The organism is Marinococcus halophilus (genome assembly GCF_002265875.1).
GTDB classification, from domain to species: Bacteria; Bacillota; Bacilli; order Bacillales; family Marinococcaceae; genus Marinococcus; species Marinococcus halophilus.
In genome coordinates, this window is record NZ_NPFA01000001.1 from 16,596 (window position 1) to 42,282 (window position 25,687).

General features: G+C 48.3%; 25 protein-coding genes and 1 riboswitch. Of the genes, 6 read left to right on the plus strand and 19 right to left on the minus strand.

The features are described 5' to 3' along the window. The first annotated feature begins 232 nt into the window (after window positions 1–232). On the plus strand, window positions 233–1,129 hold the full coding sequence (locus CHL76_RS00160) for a GerMN domain-containing protein (protein ID WP_094907492.1): 897 nt from the start codon (window positions 233–235) through the stop codon (window positions 1,127–1,129). 53 nt (window positions 1,130–1,182) lie between these two features. Here CHL76_RS00160 and wrbA read toward each other — a convergent pair whose 3' ends face one another. After that, window positions 1,183–1,800 (minus strand): NAD(P)H:quinone oxidoreductase, encoded by a 618-nt coding sequence (gene wrbA / locus CHL76_RS00165; protein WP_079475013.1) that lies wholly within the window; start codon window positions 1,798–1,800, stop codon window positions 1,183–1,185. A 157-nt stretch (window positions 1,801–1,957) separates the two neighbouring features. Between wrbA and CHL76_RS00170 the strand changes: the two genes are divergently transcribed. Continuing rightward, window positions 1,958–2,266 carry a winged helix-turn-helix transcriptional regulator gene (locus tag CHL76_RS00170; protein ID WP_079475012.1) on the plus strand — a complete coding sequence of 103 codons (309 nt, stop codon included), beginning with the start codon at window positions 1,958–1,960 and terminating at the stop codon, window positions 2,264–2,266. A 98-nt stretch (window positions 2,267–2,364) separates the two neighbouring features. Here CHL76_RS00170 and CHL76_RS00175 read toward each other — a convergent pair whose 3' ends face one another. Continuing rightward, window positions 2,365–3,036 carry a CAP domain-containing protein gene (locus CHL76_RS00175; protein ID WP_079475011.1) on the minus strand — a complete coding sequence of 224 codons (672 nt, stop codon included), beginning with the start codon at window positions 3,034–3,036 and terminating at the stop codon, window positions 2,365–2,367. Between the two features lie 293 nt (window positions 3,037–3,329). Between CHL76_RS00175 and CHL76_RS00180 the strand changes: the two genes are divergently transcribed. Next, window positions 3,330–4,928 carry a peptide chain release factor 3 gene (locus CHL76_RS00180; RefSeq protein ID WP_094907493.1) on the plus strand — a complete coding sequence of 533 codons (1,599 nt, stop codon included), beginning with the start codon at window positions 3,330–3,332 and terminating at the stop codon, window positions 4,926–4,928. Here the strand turns inward: CHL76_RS00180 and CHL76_RS16790 are convergent. The 12 genes from CHL76_RS16790 to CHL76_RS00230 all read right to left on the minus strand — a co-directional run bounded on the left by CHL76_RS16790 (window position 4,861) and on the right by CHL76_RS00230 (window position 15,776). Beyond that, complete coding sequence (locus tag CHL76_RS16790; RefSeq protein ID WP_143747428.1) at window positions 4,861–5,238, minus strand: hypothetical protein; 378 nt, start codon at window positions 5,236–5,238, stop codon at window positions 4,861–4,863. The genes CHL76_RS00180 and CHL76_RS16790 overlap by 68 nt on opposite strands. Window positions 5,239–5,420: 182 nt before the next feature. Then, window positions 5,421–6,518 carry an NAD(P)/FAD-dependent oxidoreductase gene (locus CHL76_RS00185; RefSeq protein ID WP_158219010.1) on the minus strand — a complete coding sequence of 366 codons (1,098 nt, stop codon included), beginning with the start codon at window positions 6,516–6,518 and terminating at the stop codon, window positions 5,421–5,423. A 24-nt stretch (window positions 6,519–6,542) separates the two neighbouring features. Then, entirely contained in the window at window positions 6,543–7,976 is a 1,434-nt protein-coding gene (locus CHL76_RS00190; RefSeq protein WP_158219011.1) for a dihydrolipoyl dehydrogenase family protein, read from the minus strand. Continuing rightward, window positions 7,963–8,568 (minus strand): CDP-alcohol phosphatidyltransferase family protein, encoded by a 606-nt coding sequence (locus CHL76_RS00195; protein ID WP_094907496.1) that lies wholly within the window; start codon window positions 8,566–8,568, stop codon window positions 7,963–7,965. Before CHL76_RS00195 ends, CHL76_RS00190 begins: the two co-directional genes overlap by 14 nt. 98 nt (window positions 8,569–8,666) lie before the next feature. Further along, window positions 8,667–9,587, minus strand: a complete 921-nt coding sequence (locus CHL76_RS00200) for an ABC transporter ATP-binding protein (protein WP_094907497.1) — start codon at window positions 9,585–9,587, stop codon at window positions 8,667–8,669. A 12-nt stretch (window positions 9,588–9,599) separates the two neighbouring features. After that, the gene (locus CHL76_RS00205) at window positions 9,600–10,388 is read right to left on the minus strand and encodes an ABC transporter permease (RefSeq protein ID WP_079475004.1); all 789 of its coding nucleotides are present in this window, start codon (window positions 10,386–10,388) and stop codon (window positions 9,600–9,602) included. Between the two features lies 1 nt (window position 10,389). Beyond that, entirely contained in the window at window positions 10,390–11,244 is an 855-nt protein-coding gene (locus CHL76_RS00210) for an ABC transporter permease (protein WP_158219012.1), read from the minus strand. Continuing rightward, on the minus strand, window positions 11,225–12,451 hold the full coding sequence (locus tag CHL76_RS00215; protein WP_094907709.1) for an ABC transporter substrate-binding protein: 1,227 nt from the start codon (window positions 12,449–12,451) through the stop codon (window positions 11,225–11,227). Before CHL76_RS00215 ends, CHL76_RS00210 begins: the two co-directional genes overlap by 20 nt. A 162-nt stretch (window positions 12,452–12,613) precedes the next feature. Then, window positions 12,614–12,739: a hypothetical protein gene (locus CHL76_RS17335; RefSeq protein ID WP_269845138.1), complete on the minus strand. Its 126-nt coding sequence runs from the start codon at window positions 12,737–12,739 to the stop codon at window positions 12,614–12,616. 247 nt (window positions 12,740–12,986) lie between these two features. After that, window positions 12,987–13,757 carry an anti-sigma factor gene (locus CHL76_RS00220; RefSeq protein WP_094907499.1) on the minus strand — a complete coding sequence of 257 codons (771 nt, stop codon included), beginning with the start codon at window positions 13,755–13,757 and terminating at the stop codon, window positions 12,987–12,989. Further along, the gene (locus tag CHL76_RS00225; protein ID WP_079475001.1) at window positions 13,747–14,310 is read right to left on the minus strand and encodes an RNA polymerase sigma factor; all 564 of its coding nucleotides are present in this window, start codon (window positions 14,308–14,310) and stop codon (window positions 13,747–13,749) included. The genes CHL76_RS00220 and CHL76_RS00225 overlap by 11 nt, the downstream gene beginning before the upstream one ends. 188 nt (window positions 14,311–14,498) lie before the next feature. Next, window positions 14,499–15,776 carry an NCS2 family permease gene (locus CHL76_RS00230; protein ID WP_094907500.1) on the minus strand — a complete coding sequence of 426 codons (1,278 nt, stop codon included), beginning with the start codon at window positions 15,774–15,776 and terminating at the stop codon, window positions 14,499–14,501. Between the two features lie 60 nt (window positions 15,777–15,836). Then, window positions 15,837–15,934, minus strand: a riboswitch (purine riboswitch). 129 nt (window positions 15,935–16,063) lie between these two features. Between CHL76_RS00230 and CHL76_RS00235 the strand changes: the two genes are divergently transcribed. Further along, entirely contained in the window at window positions 16,064–16,954 is an 891-nt protein-coding gene (locus tag CHL76_RS00235; RefSeq protein ID WP_094907501.1) for a Cof-type HAD-IIB family hydrolase, read from the plus strand. Between the two features lie 53 nt (window positions 16,955–17,007). On the opposite strand, the gene CHL76_RS00240 is transcribed toward CHL76_RS00235, so the two are convergent. Both CHL76_RS00240 and CHL76_RS00245 read right to left on the minus strand, forming a co-directional pair. Further along, window positions 17,008–17,427, minus strand: a complete 420-nt coding sequence (locus CHL76_RS00240; RefSeq protein WP_094907502.1) for a universal stress protein — start codon at window positions 17,425–17,427, stop codon at window positions 17,008–17,010. A gap of 42 nt (window positions 17,428–17,469) precedes the next feature. Further along, on the minus strand, window positions 17,470–18,921 hold the full coding sequence (locus CHL76_RS00245; RefSeq protein WP_233133169.1) for a SulP family inorganic anion transporter: 1,452 nt from the start codon (window positions 18,919–18,921) through the stop codon (window positions 17,470–17,472). A 275-nt stretch (window positions 18,922–19,196) separates the two neighbouring features. Here CHL76_RS00245 and CHL76_RS00250 point away from each other — a divergent pair, with 275 nt between their 5' ends. Next, window positions 19,197–19,838 (plus strand): HAD family hydrolase, encoded by a 642-nt coding sequence (locus CHL76_RS00250; RefSeq protein WP_079474997.1) that lies wholly within the window; start codon window positions 19,197–19,199, stop codon window positions 19,836–19,838. Window positions 19,839–19,878: 40 nt separating this feature from the next. Here CHL76_RS00250 and CHL76_RS00255 read toward each other — a convergent pair whose 3' ends face one another. Then, window positions 19,879–20,499, minus strand: coding sequence for an HD domain-containing protein (locus CHL76_RS00255; protein ID WP_079474996.1), 621 nt, complete (start codon window positions 20,497–20,499; stop codon window positions 19,879–19,881). Between the two features lie 160 nt (window positions 20,500–20,659). On the opposite strand from CHL76_RS00255, the gene CHL76_RS00260 reads away from it, so the two are divergent. Then, the gene (locus CHL76_RS00260) at window positions 20,660–23,893 is read left to right on the plus strand and encodes a DEAD/DEAH box helicase (RefSeq protein ID WP_094907503.1); all 3,234 of its coding nucleotides are present in this window, start codon (window positions 20,660–20,662) and stop codon (window positions 23,891–23,893) included. Window positions 23,894–24,099: 206 nt separating this feature from the next. On the opposite strand, the gene CHL76_RS00265 is transcribed toward CHL76_RS00260, so the two are convergent. Next, window positions 24,100–25,245: a mannitol-1-phosphate 5-dehydrogenase gene (locus tag CHL76_RS00265; RefSeq protein WP_094907504.1), complete on the minus strand. Its 1,146-nt coding sequence runs from the start codon at window positions 25,243–25,245 to the stop codon at window positions 24,100–24,102. Next, window positions 25,242–25,682 (minus strand): PTS sugar transporter subunit IIA, encoded by a 441-nt coding sequence (locus tag CHL76_RS00270; RefSeq protein ID WP_094907505.1) that lies wholly within the window; start codon window positions 25,680–25,682, stop codon window positions 25,242–25,244. The genes CHL76_RS00265 and CHL76_RS00270 overlap by 4 nt, the downstream gene beginning before the upstream one ends. Window positions 25,683–25,687 lie beyond the last annotated feature (5 nt).

Below are 25,687 nucleotides of genomic sequence, written 5' to 3' on the forward strand. Positions count from 1 at the left end.
CTGCTGATACTTCATAAGATATTAGCAAAATACTTCGCACTATTATAGCATTTTCACGGCTTTTTCTGAAAAACTCTCTGATGCTGACGCATTCGGATTTAACATTAGTAAAGTCCTGTTTATCTTCCATTAAAGGATTTGAATCTTTCTTTATTTCAAAACATGGTATAATTATGTAACAACATTGTATTATTTGTAAACTAAATTTAATATTTGACCTGGGGGGGATTATATGAAAAAATTCTCATTTTTAGCAGTTGCTGCCACAGCCATTATTACTCTCAGCGCCTGCGGAACCGCAAACAATGAAAACACGGAAAACAATGAAAACACATCCGAGACGGCTTCTGTTGAAGCCAATGGAAAAGAAGAGGAAAAAGAAAGCCAAGAAAATAAAGAACAGGCAGACAAAGAAACAGCTTCCGAAGCTGATGAAGAGACAGAATCCGACAATTCCACTGAAGATAGCTCCTCTACAGAAGAAAACGCCACAGAAAATGAAAAGGAAAGCGTAGATTCTTCAGATACCTCCAACGAAGAGGCTTCATTAGAAAATGCCTCGCCTGAAGATAACGCGACAGAAGAAAGTGCTTCTGACGACACAGCCAAGAGCGAAGAGGAAGCCATTGAAGAGTCTGCTGAGGCTTCCGAAGATGCTAATGCGGAAACAAACAGCGCTCCAGCTTCTGACGAAGAAGAGGGAGTAACAGAGGAAGTGACTGTTTATTACCTCGACAGCGATTTAATGGAGACGATTTCTGAAACCCGCAGCCTCGAAGCAGCAACGGAAAACGACCTGCCGTTTGAAGCTGTGCAGGCATGGCTCGACGGCCCTGAAACAGAAAACGCGGTGAGCCCGCTTCCAGTGGAAACAGAAGTGCAGTTTGTTGAATTTAAAGGCAATACCGCCTATGTTTCCTTTGAACCCTCTGTGCTTGAGGCTACTACAGTTGGAAGTACGCTTGAGCTTGCTTTTGTAGAACAACTGTCAGCTTTGATGGACCAGTTCGGATACGGCCAAACGCAGATTCTCATTGATGGCGAAGTCGTTACAGACTTTTACGGTCACCGGGAAATTGACCAGCCTATTGAAGCAAAAGACCCGTCTGACCTTTACGGCAGTAACTAACGCCATGTATATAAAAAAGCGCCCGCATATGCGGACGCTTTTTTTGATCTCTGTTAAGTGCTCAGCTTCTCTGCCACTTTTGCCACCCGGGCGCCTAAACGGCCGCCCATTGTCAATTCGCCTTCGCTTGGCATCCGGGTTCCATCGGGGCCGGCAAGCGTAGAAGCACCGTACGGCGTTCCACCTACAAATTCGCGCTCAGTCATTTCCGGATTCTCTCCATAAGGAAGACCGACGAAAATGAAGCCGAAATGAAGAAGCGGAACGATCGATGTAATAATTGTCGTTTCCTGGCCGCCATGAGCCGTATTTGTGCTCGTAAAGATTCCGGCTACCTTGCCTTCAAGGGACCCATTCGCCCAAAGGCCTCCAGCTGCGTCCATAAACTGCTTCACCTGGGCCGGCATGTTGCCAAAGCGTGTCGGAATACCCCAAACAACGCCGTCGGCCCATACGAGATCATCTGTTGTAGCTTCAGGAATGTCCGCCTGTTTATTTTGTGCCTCTACGTAGGCCTCCTGTGTGGACATGCCCTCTTTAGCCATCTGCGATTCGGGAATTCTTACGACCCGTACTTCGGCTCCGGTTTCTTCCGCGCCTTTTGCTACTGCCTTTGCCATTTCATGTATATGCCCGTACGCACTGTAAAATGGTACCAATACTTTGCTCACTGACAACACCTCTATTACTTGTATTTGTAAAGTTACTTACTTTTCGAAAGTACATGAAAATATTCGTACTGTCAACTCACCCTACAGGCTATACCCCTCCCCCTCCTCTACGAAACAACGATTTTGTGGTACTATGTTCATAAAGAGGTGAACTATTATGCAGAAGACTTCCATCTGCCCTAAATACGAATTTGCAGCGGAACTGCTCGGTAAAAAATGGATGGGCCTGTTGATCCTGGTGCTTCTTCAGGGACCGCTCCGCTTTAAGGATATTAAAAAAGAAATTCCCGATATGAGCGACCGATTGATTACAGAGCGGTTGAAGGAGCTCGAAGAAAAGGGAATTGTAGAGCGCAGCGTTTTCCCGGAAAAACCCGTGCGCGTCCAATACCAGCTAACGAATAAAGGAAAAAATCTCGAGCCGGTCATTAATGCGATCCAGAACTGGGCTGAGGTATGGGTTTAATAAAAAGCAGGCTCTTTTCAAACAGAAAAGCCTGCTTTTTGTCATGACGCGCACCACAAAAAGCGGCCGCCCGCCGGCAGCCGCTTCACCTTTATTCTTTATTTTTCCAAAAACATCTGCGTCCAATACTGTCCGTATTCGCCGCCTTCCTCATAGCCTATGGCGATATGAGTGAAATCAGGGTTTAGAATGTTGTCGCGGTGTCCCGGAGAATCCATCCATGCATCTACAACGTCCTGTGGCGTATCCTGTCCGGCTGCAATGTTTTCACCAGCACCATCATAGCTTACGCCGAACTCCTGCATCATTTCGAAAGGGCTGCCGTATGTCGGACTTTCATGAGCAAAATAATCATTCTCAATCATGTCCTGGGACTTCGCGTCCGCTACACTTTGCAGGGAGCTGTCCGCTTCTACCGGTTCAAGTCCATTTTCTGCACGTACTTCGTTTGTCAGACGGACCACTTCCTGTTCAAACTCAGATTCACTTTGGGAGGAAACAGCCTCTGAGGTTTCAGCTGAACTGCTTTCTGATGAAGAACTGCTTTCGCTGCCAGGAATAGCAATGCTCTGGCCTACATTAATCACATTAGGGTTCTGAATGTTGCTGTTTTCTTCCATAAGCGCCTCTACGCTCACCCCGTGCTCCTGTGCAATCGTATTTAACGTATCTCCGGACTCTACAATGTATGTATCCTGCCCGAGAGCGGTCAATGGGAAAATAAGTGTTGCTGACAGAGCACCGACGACGGCTGTTCTTTTAAATCTCATGTCATTCACCTCTTATAAATGATAGATAACTAAATAAATGATAGCGTTATATTAAAATTTTACCATTAATTTCTTGAAAATAAACATTTCCAACGAATTTTACAAATTATTGCGGCTATTGTCCTACATTTTACATTAATTAAATTAAAAACTTCCCTGACATAACGTACTCACCACTTTTCTTTTACCCTGCTCATTGTTGCCGAAAACTAAGCTTATCTATTAAGATAGGAAGAGTGCTTACGAACGCGGCTAGACGATCAGCAAATTTAAACGAAGGATGGATATAACGAATGGCTACATGGAAAAACGAAATCGAATCCCGAAAGACGTTTGCCATTATTTCGCACCCGGACGCCGGGAAAACAACCTTAACGGAAAAACTCCTGTACTTTGGGGGCGCCATCCGCGAAGCAGGAAGCGTTAAAGGAAAGAAAAACCAGCGTCATGCGACTAGTGACTGGATGGAAATCGAAAAGCAGCGCGGTATCTCCGTTACAAGCTCTGTGATGGAATTTAACTACGAAGGCCACCGTATCAACATCCTCGACACCCCCGGCCACGAAGATTTTAGCGAGGATACGTACCGTACGCTGACTGCTGCCGATTCGGCGACCATGCTTATTGATGCAGCGAAAGGCGTCGAGGCGCAGACGAAAAAACTGTTTAAAGTCTGCAGCATGAGAGGTATTCCGATTTTCACATTTATCAATAAGCTCGACCGTCAGGGACGGGACCCATTCGAGCTGATGGAAGAGATGGAAGACATTCTCGGCATCCGCTCCTACCCTGTGAACTGGCCGATCGGCATGGGCCAGGACTTTCACGGCATCTACGATCGCCACGCCAAAAAAGTGGAATGGTTCAATCCAGACTCGCCTTCCCAGACGGAAGTTGTTTACGTGAACGGTACTGACGATCCTATATTAAAAGAGCGCATTGATCCGCAGCTGTTGTCTGCTTTTCAGGAGGAAATCGAGCTTCTCGATGTGGCCGGGGATGAGTATGACGAAGAGCGGATCAAAAGCGGCGAACTGACTCCTGTTTTCTTCGGAAGTGCCGTTTCGAACTTCGGTGTGCAGAATTTCCTCGAGTATTTCATGGAATGGGCGCCAGCTCCCGTAGGAAGGGAAAGCGATCAGGGGTTCGTTTCCCCTATTAGTGACAATTTTTCCGGCTTTATTTTTAAAATCCAGGCAAATATGAATCCGAAACACCGCGACCGGATCGCATTTATGAGAATCACATCCGGTAAGTATTCCCCGGGCATGCAGGTGAATCACGTCCGCATAGGCAAAAACATGAAGCTGCACCAGCCGACCCAGTTTCTCGCCAAGGACCGCAGCATTGTCCAGGAGGCCTATGCCGGTGATATTATCGGCCTGTATGATCCGGGCACCTTCCGGATTGGCGACACACTTGCAGAAGCAGGCACATTTTCTTTTGAAGAGATGCCTCACTTTTCACCAGAACATTTTGCTTCCATTTCTGTGAAAGACGCAATGAAGCATAAATCATTTGAAAAAGGCCTCCAGCAGTTAACCGAGGAAGGCGCCATTCAGCTGTTCAAAACGTATCAGCGGGTGCCGGAGCAGCAGATTGTCGGCGTTGTCGGCGTGCTTCAGTTCGAAGTACTCGAGCACCGGCTGAATAATGAGTATAATGCCCATATTAAAATGGAAAATCTTCCTTTGTCGGTCGCCAGGTGGGTAGACGGGCCTGCCGAGGCACTTAATACCTTTACCAGGAAACAAAAAAATCTCGCTCTCGACCGAAACGATCGCCTGGTTGCCTTGTTTGAAAATGAATTTCAGTTAAACATGGCTAAAGACAAATATCCTGATATTTCATTCCATGAAAATTCCTATTTTGTTTCCAGCCAAACAACGTAAGAATGAAAAAGCGGATTGCCTTTTTAACTGGCAGTCCGCTTTTGTTATCCAATTCATTTTTAATTTCATCATGCACGTACTTGCAATAGGAACGTACGCTTTTCTCTGACGCGGCTGAACGGGCATCTACGCTTTTCTTTTTGGCCAGCTTCGATGCCCAACCGCTCGGGATCACTTTCCGTCCGATTCCGAGCAGCAGGCTGCTCTGCACGGCCGGGAAGTGCCTGTCGCGGCTGAACGGGCATCTACGCTTTTCTCTGTCCAGCTTCAGAAGCCAGTGGCGGCAGGTCTCTTCAGCTCTTCTTTCCAAGTGAAAGTACCACTTGGCAAAAGAGCTTCCAGATCCCGCGCCACTCCCCGGCTTCTTACGCTTTTCTTCCTGTCCAGCTTCGTCCCGCAGTCGCTTATTCCGTTGGCCGCCCTGGTTTCCTTGGCTCTGGCCAAGTCCAGCCAGGGAACAGGCCAGCCGGATAAGTCTCCTGAAACGCGGGACTACGCTTTTCTTGATGGCTGTAGTTCTTTGATGAATTTTTTATCGATCCGGTGCTTGATTTTAAAAGGTGCTCTGCCCAGGCGGGTTTTATCACCGTAAATCATCAGCCCCTGCTTGCGTCCAAGGTTCAGAATAGCCATATAATTTTTCTGTGGTGAATACTTCGTCAGCTTTTTTCCTTTTAGGGAACGCTTAACGTTTTCGAGAAGCACAGGGGCTTCTTTGACAGCTGATATTCCGTTTTTTGGGATATCTTCATGGCCGGCAATTGTGACACAGTCTCCAACCCCGAATATTTGCGGGTATGCTACTGACTGCAGATGTTCGTTGACGAGCAGATAGCCTTCGCTGTCCACCGGAAGACGGGATGCTTCAAACCAGGCAGGTGCTTTTGGACCGGTCATCCATAATAAATCTTCATATGGAAAGGACAGGGAATCGGTTTCCACCGTGCGGTCTGTCACCTGGTGCACTTCTTCGTTCTCGAAGTACTCAATCCCTCTTTTATCAAGAAGATCGTACACCTGCTGGCGCGTTTCGTCTGTATCTTCAGGGAGCAGCTTACTGCCCGAAATGATTTTTACCGGGGATTGGAACTTGTTTTTGTTTCTCCATGCCTGCGTGGTAAACGCCATTTCGACCCCTGCATAGCCGCCTCCGACAATAACTGGATGATGGCTTGTACGAACGCTTTCCACTGCTTCCGAGAAGTTTTCATTTGCCTTTAAAACCTCCGCATGCTTTTTCACATGTGGAATCTCAAGCCCTTTCGGCTGTGCTCCAATGTCTACAGAAAGATAATCAAAATGCATTACCTTACCTGCATTGGTCAAAACGATATTCTGCTCGGGATCTATGGAAGTAACCTTGGCCGAAACAAACGTGCCGCCATTTTCATTACAGAATGAGCGGAGCGGAACACGAATGTCCTCAATGGCGTAACGTCCCTCCATGTATCCTGAATACATGCCGGAGTAGTACTGGTACTGTCCTGGGGAAATAAGAATCCACTCTACGTCTTTTTTCTTTTTTTTCCATTCTTTTATTACAGAAAGGTGGGTATGGCCTGCTCCTACGAATATTACTCGTTTAGTCACTATATTTCCTCCTTGTTTCTTCAATTACCGAAACCATGCTACATACTTTTTAAGTACCTTGTTAACCGGGCTGTTAAACAAAGCTTCCCGCCAGTATTCATCGGCTGCTTTTTTCACAATATCTCCGTGAGCCGGATACGGATACACGATACTTGAAAAGGACCGCAGCTTCTTCTTCCACGTTTTTGCAGCAGTGACCTGCTGCATCCAGTCAGCGGCATGGCGCCCGACCGCATGCGCCCCGATAATGTTCCCTTTTTGGTCCGTTATGATTTTCACTAAAGGCGCCGGGTCTCCTTCAGCCAGAAAGCGGTCCACCTGTTTTCCTTCAATGCGGTAAATACGGGCGTCCACGCCTTCAAGACGCTTTGCTTCTTCTTCGGTAACGCCAAGATGAAAAATTTCCGGCTCCGTATAATACGCCCAGGGAAGCGCATTATAATTAATTTTCCGGCGCAGTCCGAAAACAGCATTTGAAACGACGGTTTGGCCTTCCATGCCAGCAGCATGCGTAAACATATAGCCGCCGCTTGCGTCGCCAACCGCATAGATGTGAGGGACAGACGTCTGTAATGTGCTTGAGACATCGATACTCCTATCTTTCCTTACCCTCACACCTGCTTTTTCTAATCCTATGTTGTTCGTGTTTGGCACACGTCCCGCTGCAAGCAAAAGAGCATCCGCCTCTATTCTCCGTTCGGTTTCTCCTTCTGTGACTGCGTAAATGCGCCCGTTGTCCTCTTCGAGCCTTACCACCCGGCTGTTAGGAATAAAATGGATTTCCTTCTCTAATTCTTTCTGCGCCCGCTCGGCAATTTCCTTTTCTTCTTTTGAAAAAATACGATCGCCCGAGTCTACCGTCGTCACAGAAGAACCGATGCGCGCAAGCGTCTGGGCAAGCTCCATGCCTACCGGTCCTCCACCGACACATACTAATTTTTTCGGAAGCTTCTCTGCTTCGAAAATCGTTTCGTTTGTGTAGTAAGGCAGAAGCTTCAGATTTTCAATAGGAGGAACGTTCGGACTTGAACCGGTGGCAATAACGATTCTTTTTCCGCCGATAACGCTCCCGTCTTCAAGATACAGGTGATGCGGGTCCATGAATTCCCCGCGCCGCATGTATACGTCAATCCCAAGCGCTTCGAATTCGCTTATGTCATCAAGCTCCTGCACATCGGCTACCGCGTTTCTCACTCTTTCTTTTACATGATCGAAATCAGCGTCCCCGCTCATTTTCAGGCCAAATTCTTCTGCCGCTCTTCGGGCGTTCTGCATTTCTCTTCCGACGGTTACAAAGGCTTTCGAAGGTATACATCCGGCGTGCAGGCACTCCCCGCCCAAGTTTTTTCGATCATCAACCAGAGCAGTCTTCATACCAAACTGTGCTGCTCCGGACGCCACGGTCAGTCCGCCGGATCCGCCTCCCAGTACAATTAAATCGTAGTCAATCTGTGGCATTCTCATCCTGCTCCTTTAATAATCGTTTTGCTTCCAACAGTCTCTGCAGAGCGGTAAATGTTTCGACAAATAGAAATAAAGCAGTGGAATATAGTAAAAAAGATGGAAAAAGCATCATGATGGAAAATAAAATAAATCCCTCTGTTCGTTCGGCGAGCCCTGCCTGGTAGTAAAATGATTTGACCCCGCTGCGTTCCGACATATTTCCGACCGTGAGAAACACAGTAATTGAAAATAAAATTGAGACGCTTAATAGAAGCAGCAGCCACATTAAATCCGGATACCGAAAGGCAAGGCCGAGCAGCACGCTCGCTTCCACGAGACGGTCGAACGTAATATCAAGCACTGTCCCAAATGCAGAGGGCCTGGTTTTTCTTGCCATCGCCCCATCTACAGTATCCAAAAACCCAGAAATCCACAAACAAATAAAAGCTGCCCATCCTGCGTTAAAATAAATGAGCGGCCCCGTAAGAACGCCGATCCCGAAGGCGAGCACAGTTACCTGGTTGGCTGTCCAGTGCCGGCGCAGAAACCACTCAGCTGTTTTGTCTATAACCGGGTCTGCCCATTTTCGGGCGTGTGTATCAATCATTGCAGGTCCCCATTTATATTATTCATATCGTGTCCATACCCTTTTTTCGTAAATCGACAACCAAAACCAGTTTTATAAATGGTTTTAATGCTCTTTTTTCAAGCCGGAGTTACAAATGCCCTTCCGTGGAACGGTTCATTCACAGCAAGCGTAACGGCCTGCCTCCCCCCGGCTTCGTAAAACGTCTGGATCCAAAGGCCATACTGTTTCTTTACAGGTCCCGGTTCAACTTCAAAGGAATTGTTTCCGGCTTCCTTTGTAATCCGTAAGGATTCAGCCGGCACAAAGCCTCTACCCGAAAACCACCAGCCATCTGCCAGCAGCGAAGCGGTCTCCCGGCGTGCAGGCTCACGCATCAGTTGTTCTCTGTTCCCTGTTTCTATCACTTCGCCCCCATCCATTACGCTAACGTTCTCCCCCATATCGAAGGCTTCTTCCCGGTCATGGGTTACAAACATGGAGGTGATGTTTTCTTCTTCAAGTATTTTTTTCACCCAGCGGCGCATTGTTTTGCGCAAATAACTGTCCAAGCTTGAGAACGGTTCATCAAGCAGCAGCACCTTCGGCTTCACCGCCAATGCCCGTGCAAGAGCCACCCGTTGCTGCTGGCCACCGGAGCATTGGTACGGATACAGCCCTTCGAGCTCTGCTATTTCCATTTTTTTGAGCAGTCCCCTCCCGGCTTTCACACGCTCTTTTTTAGGTATTCGTTTCATTTTCAGCCCGTATGTAACGTTTTGCAGAATCGTTAAATGAGGAAACAGCAGCGGCTGCTGAAACATTAAGACGATGGGACGCTTTTCCGCCGGCATTTCATTGACTTTTGTGCCTTCAATGGTCACCACTCCACCCGAAAACGTATCAATGCCGGCAATGCAGCGTAAAAGCGTCGATTTCCCCGTGCCGGATTTACCGACCAGGCTTCTGTTTTCTCCTTCTTCGAGCTCGATATTGATATTTCGGAGCACCTGCTTTTCCTGATAAACCTTGCTCCCGTTCTGAACGGATACATATGCCATATTTCCATACCCCTACCACGATTTTAAAATTTTTGTACTAAGCCTGAGCGCTCCGTCAGCAATCAGAGCTGCGGCTGCCGGAAGAGCGGCTGTCATTAAGGAAAAGGCGCTGACGGCTGACGGGGCCGCACTGTCTGTATACGGATAATACAATACTGCCATTGTCGTAACGGTCCCACCCCCAATAATAACAGTCAGGGCAAACTGGCTGACTGAAATAACCACTGCAAAAAAGACAGCTGCACGCATAGAGGCAGTCATCTGAGGGAGCTCAATCAGCAAAAACCTGGACCAAGCCGTGCCTCCAAGGCTCCGCGATTGTTCATACTGGCTTCTCCCCATCCGTTCATAGCCGGCACGGATAATGCGAATGGTGTAAGGGAGCGTCGGAAGCAGATGAAAAAAAGCGACCCCGTACCACGTGTTTGCAGTACCGCTTTGCAGAGCAAAGATATGCAGGCCGACAGCAAGTGCAGTAATTGGTAAAAGGACGGGAATTAAAAGCATGGCATCGACCAGTTCCTTCCCCCTGAATTCCCGGACAACAAGAGCTTTAGCTGCCGGCACTCCAATGACCAGGTTTAAAGCTGCCACACATAGGGCGATGAGAATGGTTTGCCGCCAGGCCCCTGCAAGCAGAGGATCCCCAAAGGGCACACCCCACCCGTCGAGCGTCCAGGACACCGGCCAGAGCTCGCCAAATGGCCAATCGGCAGCGAAGCTTTGGAGGACAAGCGCAAGCAAAGGAGCTGCAAAGCAAAACGCAAAAATCCCCGCGGTTATTTTTCTTTTTCCTTTCATGCTACTCCCTCCTCCATATCCGTATCCGCAGACGGCGGGTATACCACATTAGAAGGGCACTAAGAGCGATGAATATGATTCCAATGCAGGCAGATACCGCGTAGGCGTAAGGTCTTTCCTCCCAGTTTCCTCCGCTGTACCATTCGAAAATAGTGACACCGATCATTTCCGGGCGGGTGGCTCCAACTAATTCAGGTACTTCAAAGGCACCGAATACAAATGCAAACAGGATTACTCCTGTCTCCAGGGTGACCGCTTTTAAATAGGGCCACTCTGCGTCTTTAAATTTACGGAACACGCCGCCGCCAAGCGTCGCTACAGCCTGTCTCGCCGTATTGTTCATTTCAAGATATACCGGGGCTGTCATCAGTATGACAAAGGGAATCTCTTTCCATACGTAGGATAAAATGATCCCAATTCCACCTCTGTCATTCGTCAGTATTGGAAATTCTGTTCGTTGATCGATCAGGCCCAGCTGCTGCGTAAGCGACGCTGCCCACCCGCTTTGCGAAAAAAACCAGATAACCAGATAAGCACCGACAAAGTGAGGTACAGCCATCGGCACCCAGAACAGTGCACCTGCGCCCGTACTGCGCTTTTTTCCGAACAGTAATTTGGACGCCGCAACGCCAATTCCCAGTGAAAGCACAGCGGAAACAGCGGTCACTCCAAGGCTGAAGCCAAGGCTTTCCCAGAATGAAGGCAGAGAAACTATTTCACGGAGAATGCCTGCGGGACTATTCTCTTTGCCTAAACGCATCCAGAGTACTGTAACCGCGTAGATAGAAAGTCCCGCTGTAATAAGAAGCGCTGGCAAAAGCATAATGAGTGTGCTTTTATCTTTGAACAATTTCATCTTCCCAACGGTCTTCGGCCCACTCCACGTAGCCTGCATCCATTTCTGGCTGATAGGCTTCATTTAACACTTCAGCATCAAGCACAGAGCTGCCGCGGTCCTGTTCAACGAATTTTTGGCGCATGTCCTCGGAGAGCGTATCAAGATCAAGCACGGTGCTGTCCCCCCACATCGATGGTGCCTGCTTCTGCAGCTGCGCTTCCGGGGAAACTAAATAATTGATTGCTGCCATTGCCCCGGGCACATTGGTACTGTTAAATGGAATAGATAGATAATGGGTGTTGCCGATCGAATTGTTTTCAAATACGAAAGTGTCCGTTGTTTCCGGGAAAGTGCCATTCTGGACCAGGCTCTCTGCTCTCGCTTCGTTGTAACCCATAGTCATAGACACTTCGCCGTCCCGGTAAAGACGGTCCAGCTGACTGAGCGAGGAGGGATACGTTTCTCCGTTTCTCCACAAATTCGGCTCCATTTCTTTAAGCGTTTCCCACATACTGCTGCTTTGTTCATTAATCCATTCTTCGTCATATCCCCGTTCAACGACTTCTTCAACGTCGACATTATTATATATAAAATGACGCAGAAATGCGTTTCCCGTAAAGTCTGTCGCTTCCGGATACGTGAATTCACCCGGATTATCCTCCACCCAGGCGGCCAGCTCTTCAATACTGTTTGGCGGAGCATCGACTTTTTCAGTGTCATACATAAACGTAAACTGCACCGATCCCCATGGTACTTCCATTCCTTCAACCGGGGTCCCGAAATCATATGCGTTTGTATCGGCATCCATATCAATATGATCGTTTACATTCGGTAGAGCATCTGCAAAAGAACCGTATAAAAGGTCATTTTCTTTTGCGTTACGGAAATTCTCCCCATTCAGCCAGATAATATCCATCGTTCCGTCCTCAGTCCCGGCTTCTTTTTCAGAATAAAGATTTTGCAGCGCGTCTTCGGTTTCAATTGGGTTCCGGTTCAGTGTAATGTCATACTGCTCCTTTAAACGCGGAGCCACCCATTCGTCTATGTATTCATTAGTCCCCTGATCCCCGCCCCACATATGTAATTCCACAGTGGTTCCAGCGGCTTCTTCCTCAATATCCCCCCAGTTCTCTTCCTCCCAGGACGTCCTGCTCTTCTCCGTGTCCCCTGCGCACCCTGAAATTATCAGCACTGCTCCTACAGCTGCAATCACTTTCCAATTCATCCGCTTCACGTTCTCCCCTCCTGTACATCTATACCCTGTCCCTTTTCCCGTTTACCAATATCTCATACATACCATTTTTAGCGCCCGCACACAAAAAGACTGCCCTCTGCGGAGCAGCCTGCCCAATAATCAATATTACGCTTCTTCGCGGCGGCGGACTCCTCAAAAGATAAACGTGTCCCGGAAGATAGTGCTCCATCTGAGGCCGCCGGCCGGAGTGGCCACAGACGCCATCATTTCCTCTAACATTCCCATATCGTCGTGGCCTTCGCGAGTGTGCAAAAGCAATTCCCGATGCTGCCGGAGTAATGATTGCAGCAGATGATAGCAAAGCTATGGCGGCGAGCTTCCAGTTGATGACATAAATGATTCTCCCTCATATTTAATTTCATTCAGCTAACGAAACAAATATACGATTAGATCATAATTTATGAATGTTTTGTGAATCATTATTTTTTAAGCTTAACCCCCTGCCATGAGCGCTTCTGACCATACAAAAAAGACCGGAAAATTTTTCCGGTCTTTTCGCAATCCTTTAGGATAGTGGAGCTTCGAGCACCACTTCTCCCTGCGGAGCTTCATTGTTTGGCTGGGGTTCTTTTGTGATCGCTACAGCGTCCCAGTCTTCATTGACGGCATCTGAAGGCACAACTACGGAGCCAATACCACTTTCATTTGTAGTAAAGGATCCAGCAGGGACCGTCTGATCGCCTCCAACCATCCACACCTGATATACTTCACTATTCTCCAAATCTTCAAGCCCTTCTACGTGGACAGCCATTTCGCCCTGCTGCTCTGTATTAAGAAGCGTGACCGTTCCACTTCCCTGGGAATTTTCTGTTGCTGCAAATTCCTGGGAAGCAATCACTTCTCCCGTTTCCTGAGAAGAATTTTCAAGTTCTGACAGCGCGGTCTGCATTTCTCCGAGGTCCGAGGCCAGTTCTTCCCGTTCTTCTGAAGCCTGCTGCCACTGCGTGCCAAGATAGACATTGGTTCCTATGGAAGCCAGCAGAACAGCAGCAAGTGCTCCGGCTACAGCACTCCATTTTCTTTTTGGTTTCGTCACCGTCACCTTCTCCTCCGGCTCCTTGCCAATGACATGCTCCATTACCCGGTTTTTCATGCCGGCCGGCGGGTCCTGAGGCTCGATATGCTGCGGAAATTCCCCCATGATAGCCTGCATTTCTTCAAGCTCCTGCTTCGCTTCATCATCCGTTTCAAGCCAGGCTTCAAATTCCTGTTCTTCTTCCTTGGTTAAAAGACCATTTATATAATCAAACAACCAGTCCTGTTTGTTATTCACCATAATCAACCCTCCGTTCCCTGGAGAGGTGTTCTTTTAATTTCTTTAAGGCAAGCCTGATCCGGCCCTTTACAGTTCCAAGCGGTATATCACAGGATTCTGCAATTTTACGCTGGGACAGCCCTTGAAAATAAAACAGGCGGACAATCTTTTGTTGTTCCTCTGAAAGAAGTGCTATTGCCCGTTCAAGCTCTTCATTATTTTCTTTCAGTTCCACCTGCTCCTCCACCCCTGTCGTTTCTTCTTTCGAATCCCTCGGATCCCATTCCACTTCCGGTTTTCTTCTGCGGAGGGCATCAATCGAGGCGTTGCGTGTAATTGTAAGCAGCCAGGACGAAAGAGAGCCTTTATCTTTCTGATAGACGGCACTTCCCTTGCCCTGCCATATTTTCATAAAAACATCCTGCATGATCTCTTCGGCTATTTGCTGGTCTTTAGTCATCCTGTAGGCAAATGAATAAAGCAGCCGCTCATAACGGTCATACAGAAGTTCAAGCGCTTCTCTGTCGCGCTCGCGTATGCGCTCATACAGATCGTTATCCGATAACTTCGACATAGGCCTTCTCCTTTTTTCAAAATGCTCGGGAAAAGCAGTATGTAATAAGCTTACGCAGCATACCCCCGTATTGGATCTCTTTTCCCCAGAAAAAATATGTGTAATTCTATGATGTATTCATATCCTTTATCTATCGTAAGCGTTTTAACCAATTCTGCCAATAAAAAAATCCCGCCAGGAAGGCGGGGTTAAACCATGTAGGTAAATACATAATGCAGGAAAAAGAGAAACGAAATAGCGTACATTACCGGAGAAACAGCTTTTGGACTTCCAAGCGCCATCTTCAGCAGCGGATAGGCTATAAAGCCAAAGGCAATGCCGTCGGCAATCGAATACGTGAGCGGAATAATTCCTATGACCAAATAGGCCGGGAACCATTCCGAGGCATCGTCAAAGGAAATATGGCGGATCTCCTGTACCATCATCCCCCCTACAATAATCAGAACCGGGGCGATCGCGCTTTCAGGAATAAAGCCTAAAAGCGGTGTGAACAGAAGTGCCACTAAAAACAGCAGGCCAGTCACAACCGCCGTTAATCCTGTTTTTCCTCCTTCTGCCACACCTGCAGCACTTTCCGCTGCCGGTATGGTCGGTGAGGTTCCGAGAAACCCGCTGCCAAATGCCGTAACCGCTGTTGCCTGATAGGAACGCCCAAATTTTTCTTTTCGTTCGAGCAGTCCGTGCAAAAGCCCCATGCTTTCAAATACAACGATCATCGTCAATGAAAAAACTGCCGTCCAAAACGCAATAGACGACCAGGCAGAAAAATCAGCCGCCGTAAATACCGTGGTATAGGCACCAGTTGCTGTTACTGCCTCCCCAGCACCACCGCTGCTGATGCCAAACAGCCCCGCGACCAGAGAAATAACAGCAATTCCGATCAAAAAAGCACCTTTTACTTTACGGACGACAAGCATCAGCATAATTACCAGCCCGGCAATTGTCAGCATGGCAGCCGGGTCTGCCAGATTGCCAAGAGCCACGAATGTTTCTTCGTCTCCCTGGACGAGCCCGCCCTTTTGCAGACCGATGAAGGTTAAAAACACGCCAATACCGACTGTGATGCCCTGTTTAAGTGACAGCGGCACCGCCTGCGCCAGCCTGCCGGCAATCGGCGTCAGAGCCGTAATTAAAAACAGCACGCCCGAAAGGAGCACAATTGCAAGCCCCTGCTGCCACGTCCAGCCCATGCCGATCACGAGCGTGTACGCAAAAAAAGCATTCACGCCCATGCCGGGGGTTAAAATAATCGGGGCATTGCCCCACAGCCCAATAAGCAGGCACCCGACGGCCGTCACGAGTGCCGTAGCCAGAAGGGCAAATTCATAAGGCATTCCAGTATCCGATAAAATAGCCGGGTTGACGATTAATATATAGGCAATAGTAAAGAAGGAGGTAACTCCGGCCGTCCATTCTTTTTTTACGGTCGTCTGATGGTCCTCCAGCTGAAATAGTTTTTTTAGCATTTTTCATTCTCCTTTAGCTTCCCGTATATGATTTTAACCATAAAAAAGTGCCCCTGCGTGAACAATCACACAGAGACACGTAGTCGGGAAAATCGGCTCCCGGTAGAAACATCGAACCCAGTTCGTTCGATTATACGAGTCGTTTTTGTTTGTCAAATTTTCTTCCAATTAGGAAGTATAGCTTGTTCTGTTCATTTCGTCAACTATTATTAACTTCCCCCCGTGATTTCGTGTTATTCTGAAATTATAATTTGGACGCCCCAGGCGTTACATAAGAGGTGACTAAAATGAATGTAGTAGCAATTGATATGGATGGCACTCTTTTGCATTCAAAAAAATATATCTCCAAGCAAAACGCCCGGGCATTAAACCGCCTGCGCTCCGAAGGGCACAAGCTCGTCATTGCGACCGGCAGAGGCATTGAAGACGTCGAGCACCTGCTTGAAGATGCTGGGATTGAAGCAGATGGCATTGTCTCGTTAAACGGGGCCATCGTCAACCGCGGCCGCGCTGTCGTATATGAAAACGTGATGGAAAAGGAAACAGCGCTCCGCGTCGTACAGTCACTTGAAGACTTTGGCGTTTATTTTCATGTTTACACGAATAAAGGCATGTTTTACATGCCAAAGGGCTGGCAGTATTTTATGGAAGACGCTCATGAGCTCGTAAAAGAAGAAGACGACTATGAGGACCGCATGGCAGAATTTAAACGCAAAGAAGAATACAATACCGGACGGTTCCATATGCATCAGCTCCGCTCACTCGAAGACATCGAGGGCGAGGATGTACACGTTTATAAATTTCTGATGCTCTCTCCGCTTGAGGATAAGCTTGCTGCCGTCCGAAGCGCGTGGAAAACCCGCCAGGACGTTTCCATTACGTCTTCAGGCAGGGACAACCTTGAGTTTATGCACCCCAATACCGAGAAAGGCGCGGGCCTCCATCACCTGCGCATTCAGGCGGGATGGGAAGAAGCCTTCACGTTTGCGATCGGTGACAACTTTAACGACGTATCCATGTTTCGCTATGCTGATACAGCCATCGCCATGGAAAATTCCGAACAGGAAGTAAAACTGCTTGCTGATGAACAAACGAGCCATAATGATGATCACGGAGTCGCTCAGGCTGTATATGACTACGTGCTTTCTTCTACGAGGCGAAAAGCAGAACCCCGCTAAAAACATTCAATAAAAAACCGTCTGCTGCGGCAAAAAAGCCGCAACAGACGGTTTTATTTTACGACAAGCACCGGACAGTGTACGCGTTTCACAACTTTATGGCTGACACTGCCAAGTACCATGGTCTGCAGCTGGTTAAGTCCACGGCTCCCGATCACGAGACAGTCATAGGCTCCGTCGTTCGCAAAAGAAACAATCGTCGGTCCCGGCTCCCCGTGCTCGATATGAACCTCATAAGAAATCCCTGCTTCTTTCAGGTCATTCTCGAGATCTTCAAGCTGCTCCCGGCGCTTCATCTGAATAATTTCTTTGTTTCCGTAATGCAGCACGTCCGATTTGGATTGATCTTTATCAATAATATAAATAACGTCCAAATGGCCGTCCGGTACATTCTTTAATAGCTTTACCGCATGCCCTGAAGCACGGCGGGCGTGGTCGGACCCATCTGCTGCGAGCAATACTTTTTGGTACACAGACATCCCCCCATTAACAGTTCTGTATCCTTCACTTATTTCTTAGTGACCAGAAGACATTCCTTCCAGCTTGCGCATTAATTCCGAGCTTTCTTCGTTAATACCTGTAAAACGAACTTTAGTGCCTTCCTGTTTAAACTTCAGTCTGACTTTTTCAATCGCTTCGACCGCAGAGTCATCCCAGAGATGGGTTCGTGATAAATCAATTTCCACTCTATCGAAATTCTCTTTGTAATCAAAGCTCTTCACAAAGTCCGTTACTGAAGCGAAAAACAGCGGCCCGTCCACGTAATAGACACGCGTCATTTCATCTTTAATGGTTGTACTCACATGAACCTTTGAAATTTTAGCCGCAAAGAAAACAGCACTCAAAATAACTCCAGCAACCACGCCTATTGCAAGGTTGTGCGTGTAAACGACTGTAGCAACCACAACGACCATGACAATCGAGTCTGTTTTAGGTGCCTTCGCGAGCATAGGAAGCGAGCCCCAGTCGAATGTGCTGATCGATACCATAATCATGACGCCCGCAAGTGCTGCCATTGGAATCTGAACTACAAATCCCTGAAGCACGAGAATTAGGAAAAGCAGGAACACACCGGCAACAAATGCAGAAAGCCGGCCTCTCCCTCCTGATTTTACGTTAATCACCGACTGGCCGATCATAGCGCAGGAGGCCATGCCGCCGAAAAAACCAGTAACAACATTGGAAATTCCCTGGCCGCGCGCTTCCTGGTTCTTGTTGCTTTCTGAATCTGTCATATCGTCTACGATAGTGGCAGTCAGCAGCGATTCCAGCAAGCCAACGACAGACAATGACAGTGCGTACGGCAAAATGATCATCAATGTTTCAAGCGTCAAAGGTATATCCGGAAGAAGAAAGACAGGGAAAGACCTCGGAAGCGTCCCCATATCCCCTACTGTACTGGCATTAATACCTCCAAACACGGTTACCATACTGACGACAATGATGGCTACGAGCGTGGAAGGCACGGCCCCGGTAAGTTTAGGAAAGAGATAAATAATTGCAAGGGCCATACCTGCCAAAACAAACGGCCAAAAACTATTTCCCCGGAAATGCTCTATTTGGGCAAGGAAAATCAAAATAGCGAGAGCATTCACAAAACCTACCATCACTGACCTTGGAATGAATTTCATCCAGCGGGCCAGTCCACTGAAACCAATCAGGAGCTGAATGATCCCAGTTAATACGGTGGTCGCAAGCAGATACTGCAGGCCATGATCAGCAACAAGCGTGACCATCACAAGAGCCATAGCCCCCGTTGCTGCTGAGATCATCCCGGGTCTCCCGCCTACAATTGAAATCATTACCGCCATACTGAAAGAAGCATAAAGCCCAACCTGCGGGTCTACGCCGGCAATAATTGAAAAGGCGATTGCCTCCGGTATTAAAGCGAGCGCAACGACAATTCCTGCCAGTACATCTCCTTTAATGTTTCCGAGCCACTCCATTTTAAGTTGTGAAAAATTCAAACTTTTTTCTCCTTTCTTTTTTTGTACTCTTTATCAATAGTACACGCGGGCATTCCGGCCTGTTTCGCGCCTCACGTGCTTTCTTTTTCAGGCTCTCATCTGTATGAAAGCCAACGTCACGAACCATCAAAGTGTAGCATATCACCTCGAATTTTCAATAGATCGCATAAAAGTTTTTTATGTAAACGCTCTCTCGCAACAGGCTTTTTCCGCTGATTGAAAATAGGAAAACTCGGGAAAACCAAATAGCGAGATATTTGTTAGGAGGAGTAATTATGTACGGTACATTTGTTTTTGATGTTGATGGAACGCTGATTAATACAGAGGACGCCCTTATCAAATCACTTAGGCGCGCTGTAGAGGAAACCACGGGGGAAATTATTGAAAACGAAAACCTGCGGCCGCTTCTCGGTATTCCCGAGGTGGAAGTTTTAAACCGGCTGGGCCTGCAGGGTGACGAGCGACGCACGGTCCAGGATAAGTGGGCCGCTTACCTTGAAGAAAATCGTTTTTTGATTGATATTTTCCCCGGCATCCAGGAGCTGCTTGAGGGACTGAATATTCAAGGATACCAGGTTGGCATCGTTACTTCCAAAACACGGGAAGCCTTTGACCATGAAATGAAACCCTTCGGGCTGCAGCAGTTTGCTTCCTACATTATTAGCGCCGAAGACACTACCCATCACAAGCCTTCCCCGGAACCGCTCCGGGCATTTATGGAAAAAAGCGGGACAGAGGCTTCCAATACTATCTATATCGGCGACACCCAGCACGACAGCGATAGTGCCGAAAAAGCGGGCACTGCTTTTGGTTTAGCCGGCTGGGGCGCCGTACATCCGGAAAACACCTCGCCGACGCTGCGGTTCGAACGCCCTGAGGAAATTTTGGAATATGTCACAAACGCCCCGTCATCCTAAATGTAAAAAGGGCTGTCCGAACATTCGGACAGCCCGCTTTTTATGCCTTTCTTTCCCATTCACTGTAAAACTCCTCTAAATAACTGACCATAAACCGCTGGCGCTTCGTAGCGATGGAAAGGCCTGTGTCTGTATTCATCATCCCTTTAAGCCGCAGCAGCTTATCGAAAAAATGCTGAATGGCGCTGTTTCTCTCGTTTCGGTACTCCGGCCGAGGGTCATGCAGCGGCTGATGGGTGTGCCCGGTGTAGGCAAAGGCCCGGGCGATTCCGATAGCCCCGAGTGCATCGAGGCGGTCTGCATCCTGCACCACTCTTCCTTCAAGAGTTTCTGGCGCCCGTTCATGGTGATGCCGGAAGGAAATAGAAGAAACAATCTGCATAATGTGCTGCTTTAATTCTTCCCCGGCTTCATTCTCCTCAAGCCAGCGCATGATTTTTTCTTCTCCGTCTTCCCCTTCCTTGAGAAGTTTTTCATCCCCTATGTCATGAAGCCAGGCTGCCAGGATGCATATATCAGGGTCTGCCCCTTCTTTTTCAGCGATGTCCCCCGCAAGCGCCGCCACCCGCTCAGTATGCCAATAATCATGTGCAGGGTCTGTATGGGCAAAAAACGCCCACGCTTCCTGTTTCGCTTCATAAATCAGCTGCCTGATATCCATAAGAACCTCTCCTTCCGACGATCTCTTTCTTTACATTATACCTGCTGCGACCGTTGTTGTATGTACTTTTATTCCCTTTTTCAAGTAGTAATATGCTAAAATACGGACAAGGAAAAACGTACGGAAGATAGTATTTCCAGCGTTGCAAGGAGGATGAAGATTGGCTTTATTTGCCCCGGACGCTATACGCCAGATGACCGATGAAACTACATATTTAGAAGGCAAACGCCTGTATGATTTATATAAAATTGCCCACATGGCAGAAGAAACCTTGATGCATACTCGCCATATAGAAGCAGTCGTAAAGGATACTCCTTTTCCAGAGGACGTTTTTGTTGCTGTGGACGCCAGCTATACCATTCAGGAAATGTACTGTTCCTGCGACCGGTTTTATCATTCCTCTTCTGCCCCTTGCCGCCATCTTATTGCCCTGCTGCTTGAGGCCCCTGCTTCCACAGGGGCTCCGGCTTCACCCATTCCCGCTGTGCCAGACGGAAACGATACCGTGAAAGACCAGTTTTTAGAATACTTTTCGCCTTTTCAGTCACGCGTCGAAGACGTTGGGACTCAGATTCACGCTGACTTTCTGGTTTCTTTTCCTATTGATAACCGGAGGCCCGAGGTTTTGTTTCCTGTTGTCCAAGTAAAAATCGGAGAGAATCAGCGCTACGTAGTAAAAAACATCCACCAATTTATCGAAGCGATGAAAAATGACGCTCCGTACCGTCTTGCTCCTTCTTTGACCTTCGATCCTATGTACCACTACTTTTCAGAAGAAAATCTTCATGTTCTTCATCTGCTAGCTTCTATACTTCGTCAGGAAGAATGGGGGTCTTCTTATCAGGAGCAATGGACAGCCAGAAGCGGATCGAAAAAAGAGATGGCGGTCCCCCCTTATGCAGTCGAAACGCTTTTCAGCCTGCTTAACGACTGCCCGAACGCTTATATTACCGATGCATACGGAGAAAGGCCATGGACTGTAACCGAAAACTGGCCGTATTCATTTTATTTGAACTGCGAAAAGAATTCAGATGTATTGATTTTCTCCACATCCCAAAATGAAATGCCTTTTTTTGTCAGCGACAGTAGTTTTTGCTTATGGGCCGGGAATTTGTATTCCCCCGAAAAAGAACTGGCGCGAACGGCGGCTGCCTCCCAGCGGATGCTTATACAGGCACCAGAGAAGCGCCTCATTTTTTCGCAGCAGGAATTTCTTGACACCTTTTTACACTGGGGCGCTCCGTTAATGAACCATTGCTGCCTGGAAATAGACGGTGAGCTGCAGGGCCGCCTGCAGCTGGAGTCGCTGCAGACAATGTTATATCTTTCGAAGGGCCGAGGGGGCAAAATCGCCGGTGATTTAATCTACCGTTACGGGATGAAAGAATACAGCGCTTTTCGCCCAGGTACTGTTCCATCTTTCGAAGACCCGGACGTTGTACCAAGAGACCGGCAGCAGGAACATATACAGCTCCGCCGCCTGCAAAAAAAAGGCTTTATCCAGGAGAATGACCGGCTTCTGCTTTCGTCCCCTAAAAACATCATCGATTTTCTATCGAAGGATCTGGCTGCCTTGCGTCCGTATATGGATATTTTCATGAGTGAAGAAGTCGAACGTATGCTTATTCCCGGACAAAGCCTGTCGCTATTTTCCGATATTAATGTCGAGGAAAAATGGATGGAGCTGTCCCTCACTTCCTCCGTAACAGATGCTTTAGAAACGCCAGGAATCTGGAAGGCTCTCCAGGAGGGCCGGGAATTTTATAAAACAGAGGACGACCGGTTCCTTCCTCTCGATGATGACTTGCTGCAGCGCCTTGCCCGCGCCCTGCAGCAGATGCCAAAGCCGGACCAGACCGCAGTGAATGGATCGGTTCGCTACCCGGCCCACCAGGCGTTCAATTTGGACAAACATCTATCCGGTGCTGATCGCTGGCAGACTTCTCTTGATGTTGAGGATATGATTCAAAACATCCGGCGCGCTGCGGAAAACAATACAGCACTTGCGGAACCAGTGGACGTGGAACTTCGGGCATATCAGCACGAAGGCGTCCAGTGGATGAAGCAACTCGCTTCTTACCGATTTGGCGGTATTCTGGCAGATGATATGGGTCTTGGCAAAACGCTTCAGGCGCTTTGCTTTATCGCCACGGAGTGCATGGAGGCTCCCGGTGAAGCACCGTTCGTTATTATTGCTCCCTCCTCGCTTTTATATAATTGGAAAAGAGAAACGGAGCGCTTCTTTCCATCCTTAAAAGCCACTGTCGTTTCCGGCAGCAAAAAAGAACGCGAGCAGCAGATTTATCAGCAGAGCGATATTTTCATTACATCTTATCCTTTGATTCGCCGGGACGTGGAATGGTACGGAAAAACGTTTTTCCGCGGCATTCTGCTTGATGAAGCCCAGGCAGTCAAGAATACCAGCTCAAAAACGGCGAAAGCCATCACGCAGCTCCGCGGAAAATACTGCTTTGCCCTGAGCGGCACACCGGTAGAAAACAGACTCGATGAACTGCGGGCCATTTTTAGCGTGGTTATGCCCGGACTGTTTCCGAGCAAAAAGCTGTTCTCTTCATGGAGTCCGGAAGAAGTAAGGGACAGAGCAGCGCCTTTTATTATGCGGCGCACGAAAAAAGAAGTGCTTCAGGAGCTTCCAGAAAAAGTAGAGACCACAACGTACTGCGATCTGTTAACCAACCAGGCGGATATGTACAAAAAAACGCTGCAGAACGTGCAGCAGGAAGCTGGGACTCTGCTTGAAGAAGGTGCGGAAGCCAACCGGATGCACCTTTTATCGCTTTTGACACGTCTCCGGCAGATCTGCTGCCATCCTGCGCTCGTGCAACCCGATTACCAAAGCTCCTCAGGTAAGCTTGAAGAACTCGTGCGAATTCTTCATGAAGGGACGGCCAATGGCCAGCGGGTGCTTGTTTTTTCGCAGTTCACTTCTATGCTCGCTCTTATAAGAGACCGGCTGGCAGAAGAAGACATTGATTATTATTATCTTGACGGCAGCACGCCTGGAGAGGAACGGGTACGCCTAGCTGAATCCTTCAACAAAGAAGAGGGCCCGGACGTCTTCTTAATTTCATTAAGAGCCGGCGGCACTGGTCTTAACCTTACGGGAGCAGATACTGTAGTATTGTATGATTTATGGTGGAACCCAGCGGTCGAAATGCAGGCCGCAGACCGCGCCCACCGGCTCGGCCAGACAAAAACAGTACAGGTGATCCGCCTCATTACCCATGAAACCATCGAAGAAAAAATTCAGCACATGCAGGAGCAAAAACGTCACCTGTATGATCAGGTCATCACCGACGAACAAGCTGGTCTGCACACCCTAAGTGCAGAAGACCTCCGCCTGCTTTTAACCGGAAAAGCGCAGGAAACCTGACCAACGGCGCGGGATCTGGAAGAGGCTTCCCCAAAGGGGCTTTTCCCTCTTGGGGGACTCTGAAGAGACTGCCGCCGTTGGTTTCCGGAGCTGGACAGCGAAAAGCGCAGGAAACCTGACCAACAGCACGGATTCTGTAAAAGGTTTGTCTGGACATATAAAAGAAGCGGACCGCCCAAATGGACGATCCGCTTCTTTATTTGTTTCTACTCGGCCGGAAGGTGCCCGGCTACCAATTCCACCAGTGGGTGGTGGACGGGAAGCTCCGCGTAATGGCTTAAAGCTTCCTTGTATCCTTTCCGGTCAATTGTGTTCTGCAGTTCAACAGCCTCTCCGTCTTCAGGTACGTTAAACTGAAGAGCCGCGGCGATCACAAACGCCAGTGCCTCCGGTCGTTCCCCAGCCTCCTGCAGCTCTACCGCAGGGCGAACCAAACGGTCCTTTGGCCCGAGTTTCCGGATAGGACCACGACCGACGCGGGTTACCGGGTCGGAGAAGTATTCATTGGAAAACCGTCCTTTGATTTTTGCCTGGTATTCGTTCTGCTCTTTCTCTTTGAACCCGTGTTTAATTTGAAGCAGGCGCCCCGTCTCACGGATAGCCGATTCAAAAGCTCCCGAAACCTCAGGGTGGTCCATCGCTTCTTTCGTCGTTTCACACCCGTACAGGAAGCCTACGTATGCAAGCGCTGCGTGTCCGGTATTGACCGTAAACAATTTGCGCTCAATATACGGAGTCAGATCGTCCACATACGTTACGGCCGGGATATCCGGAGTTTTCCCTTTAAGCGACGGTGCTTCCACTGCCCATTCCAAAAATGGCTCAACGACTACCTTCAGTCCCTGTCCCTCAGGCTGATTCGGCACAATACGGTCCACAGCGGCGTTGGCAAAGCCGGCAAAACGCTCGACTTCCGTTTTCTCTTCCTCCGAAAGCTGTTCCCACACAAATTTTTTCAATTCTGCTGTGCCAGCCACCATGTTCTCGCAGGCAATGACATTCACTGGGGCGGGGCTTCCATCAGCAATTTTTTGTTTTAATGCTTTCGCTATCACAGGAGCTACGTGCTTCAATACAGGCGGACCTACTGCCGTTGTGATCAAGTCAGCTTCTGCCAGCTTTTGTACAAGAGCCTCTTCCTCTCTTGCGCTGTGAAAAGCCTGGACCCCTGAAATAGTCTGGGCGGATGCCCCGTCTTCCGCGAGCTCCACCACATATTCACCTTTGTCCTTCAGCTGTTCGATCAGAGAGTCATTTACATCAGCAAAATACAGCTCATATCCTGCATCAGAAAGCACCTGTCCGATAAACCCACGACCGATATTGCCACCACCTATCTGTACCGCGATCATGAGATTTCTACCTCTCCGATCACCTCAAGCAGCTCTTCTTTTGATGAAGCCTGGACCATTTTTTCGATGTTTTCCTCATCAGAGCATACAATGGCAATTTTCGATAAGATGTTTAGGTGTTCATCCCCTTTGCCGGCAATCCCAATCAGAATTCGCACTTCATTGCCGTCAAAATCCACTCCGTCCGGGACTTGAACTACGGACAGTCCGGAATGATCCACCCATTCACGCGAATCTTCTGTGCCGTGCGGAATAGCAACACCGTTTCCCATGAAGGTGGACGTTACTTTCTCACGCTCAAGCATACTATCAATATATTTCTGCTGCACGTAGCCATTGTCGACAAGAACGCCTCCTGCTTCACGAATGGCTTCCTCTTTTCCTGAAAGTGATACATTCATTTTCACATTTTCCTGCTGCAGTACTGGTTTAGTCATATGAT

Coding starts and splice junctions, on each gene's coding strand:
- CHL76_RS00160 (WP_094907492.1), top strand. CDS start 233: ATGAAAAAATTCTCATTTTTAGCAGTTGCTGCCACAGCCATTATTACT.
- CHL76_RS00170 (WP_079475012.1), top strand. CDS start 1,958: ATGCAGAAGACTTCCATCTGCCCTAAATACGAATTTGCAGCGGAACTG.
- CHL76_RS00175 (WP_079475011.1), bottom strand. CDS start 3,036: ATGAGATTTAAAAGAACAGCCGTCGTCGGTGCTCTGTCAGCAACACTT.
- CHL76_RS00180 (WP_094907493.1), top strand. CDS start 3,330: ATGGCTACATGGAAAAACGAAATCGAATCCCGAAAGACGTTTGCCATT.
- CHL76_RS00190 (WP_158219011.1), bottom strand. CDS start 7,976: ATGCCACAGATTGACTACGATTTAATTGTACTGGGAGGCGGATCCGGC.
- CHL76_RS00195 (WP_094907496.1), bottom strand. CDS start 8,568: ATGATTGATACACACGCCCGAAAATGGGCAGACCCGGTTATAGACAAA.
- CHL76_RS00200 (WP_094907497.1), bottom strand. CDS start 9,587: ATGGCATATGTATCCGTTCAGAACGGGAGCAAGGTTTATCAGGAAAAG.
- CHL76_RS00205 (WP_079475004.1), bottom strand. CDS start 10,388: ATGAAAGGAAAAAGAAAAATAACCGCGGGGATTTTTGCGTTTTGCTTT.
- CHL76_RS00210 (WP_158219012.1), bottom strand. CDS start 11,244: ATGAAATTGTTCAAAGATAAAAGCACACTCATTATGCTTTTGCCAGCG.
- CHL76_RS00215 (WP_094907709.1), bottom strand. CDS start 12,451: ATGAATTGGAAAGTGATTGCAGCTGTAGGAGCAGTGCTGATAATTTCA.
- CHL76_RS00220 (WP_094907499.1), bottom strand. CDS start 13,757: ATGGTGAATAACAAACAGGACTGGTTGTTTGATTATATAAATGGTCTT.
- CHL76_RS00225 (WP_079475001.1), bottom strand. CDS start 14,310: ATGTCGAAGTTATCGGATAACGATCTGTATGAGCGCATACGCGAGCGC.
- CHL76_RS00230 (WP_094907500.1), bottom strand. CDS start 15,776: ATGCTAAAAAAACTATTTCAGCTGGAGGACCATCAGACGACCGTAAAA.
- CHL76_RS00235 (WP_094907501.1), top strand. CDS start 16,064: ATGAATGTAGTAGCAATTGATATGGATGGCACTCTTTTGCATTCAAAA.
- CHL76_RS00250 (WP_079474997.1), top strand. CDS start 19,197: ATGTACGGTACATTTGTTTTTGATGTTGATGGAACGCTGATTAATACA.
- CHL76_RS00255 (WP_079474996.1), bottom strand. CDS start 20,499: ATGGATATCAGGCAGCTGATTTATGAAGCGAAACAGGAAGCGTGGGCG.
- CHL76_RS00265 (WP_094907504.1), bottom strand. CDS start 25,245: ATGATCGCGGTACAGATAGGTGGTGGCAATATCGGTCGTGGGTTTATC.
- CHL76_RS00270 (WP_094907505.1), bottom strand. CDS start 25,682: ATGACTAAACCAGTACTGCAGCAGGAAAATGTGAAAATGAATGTATCA.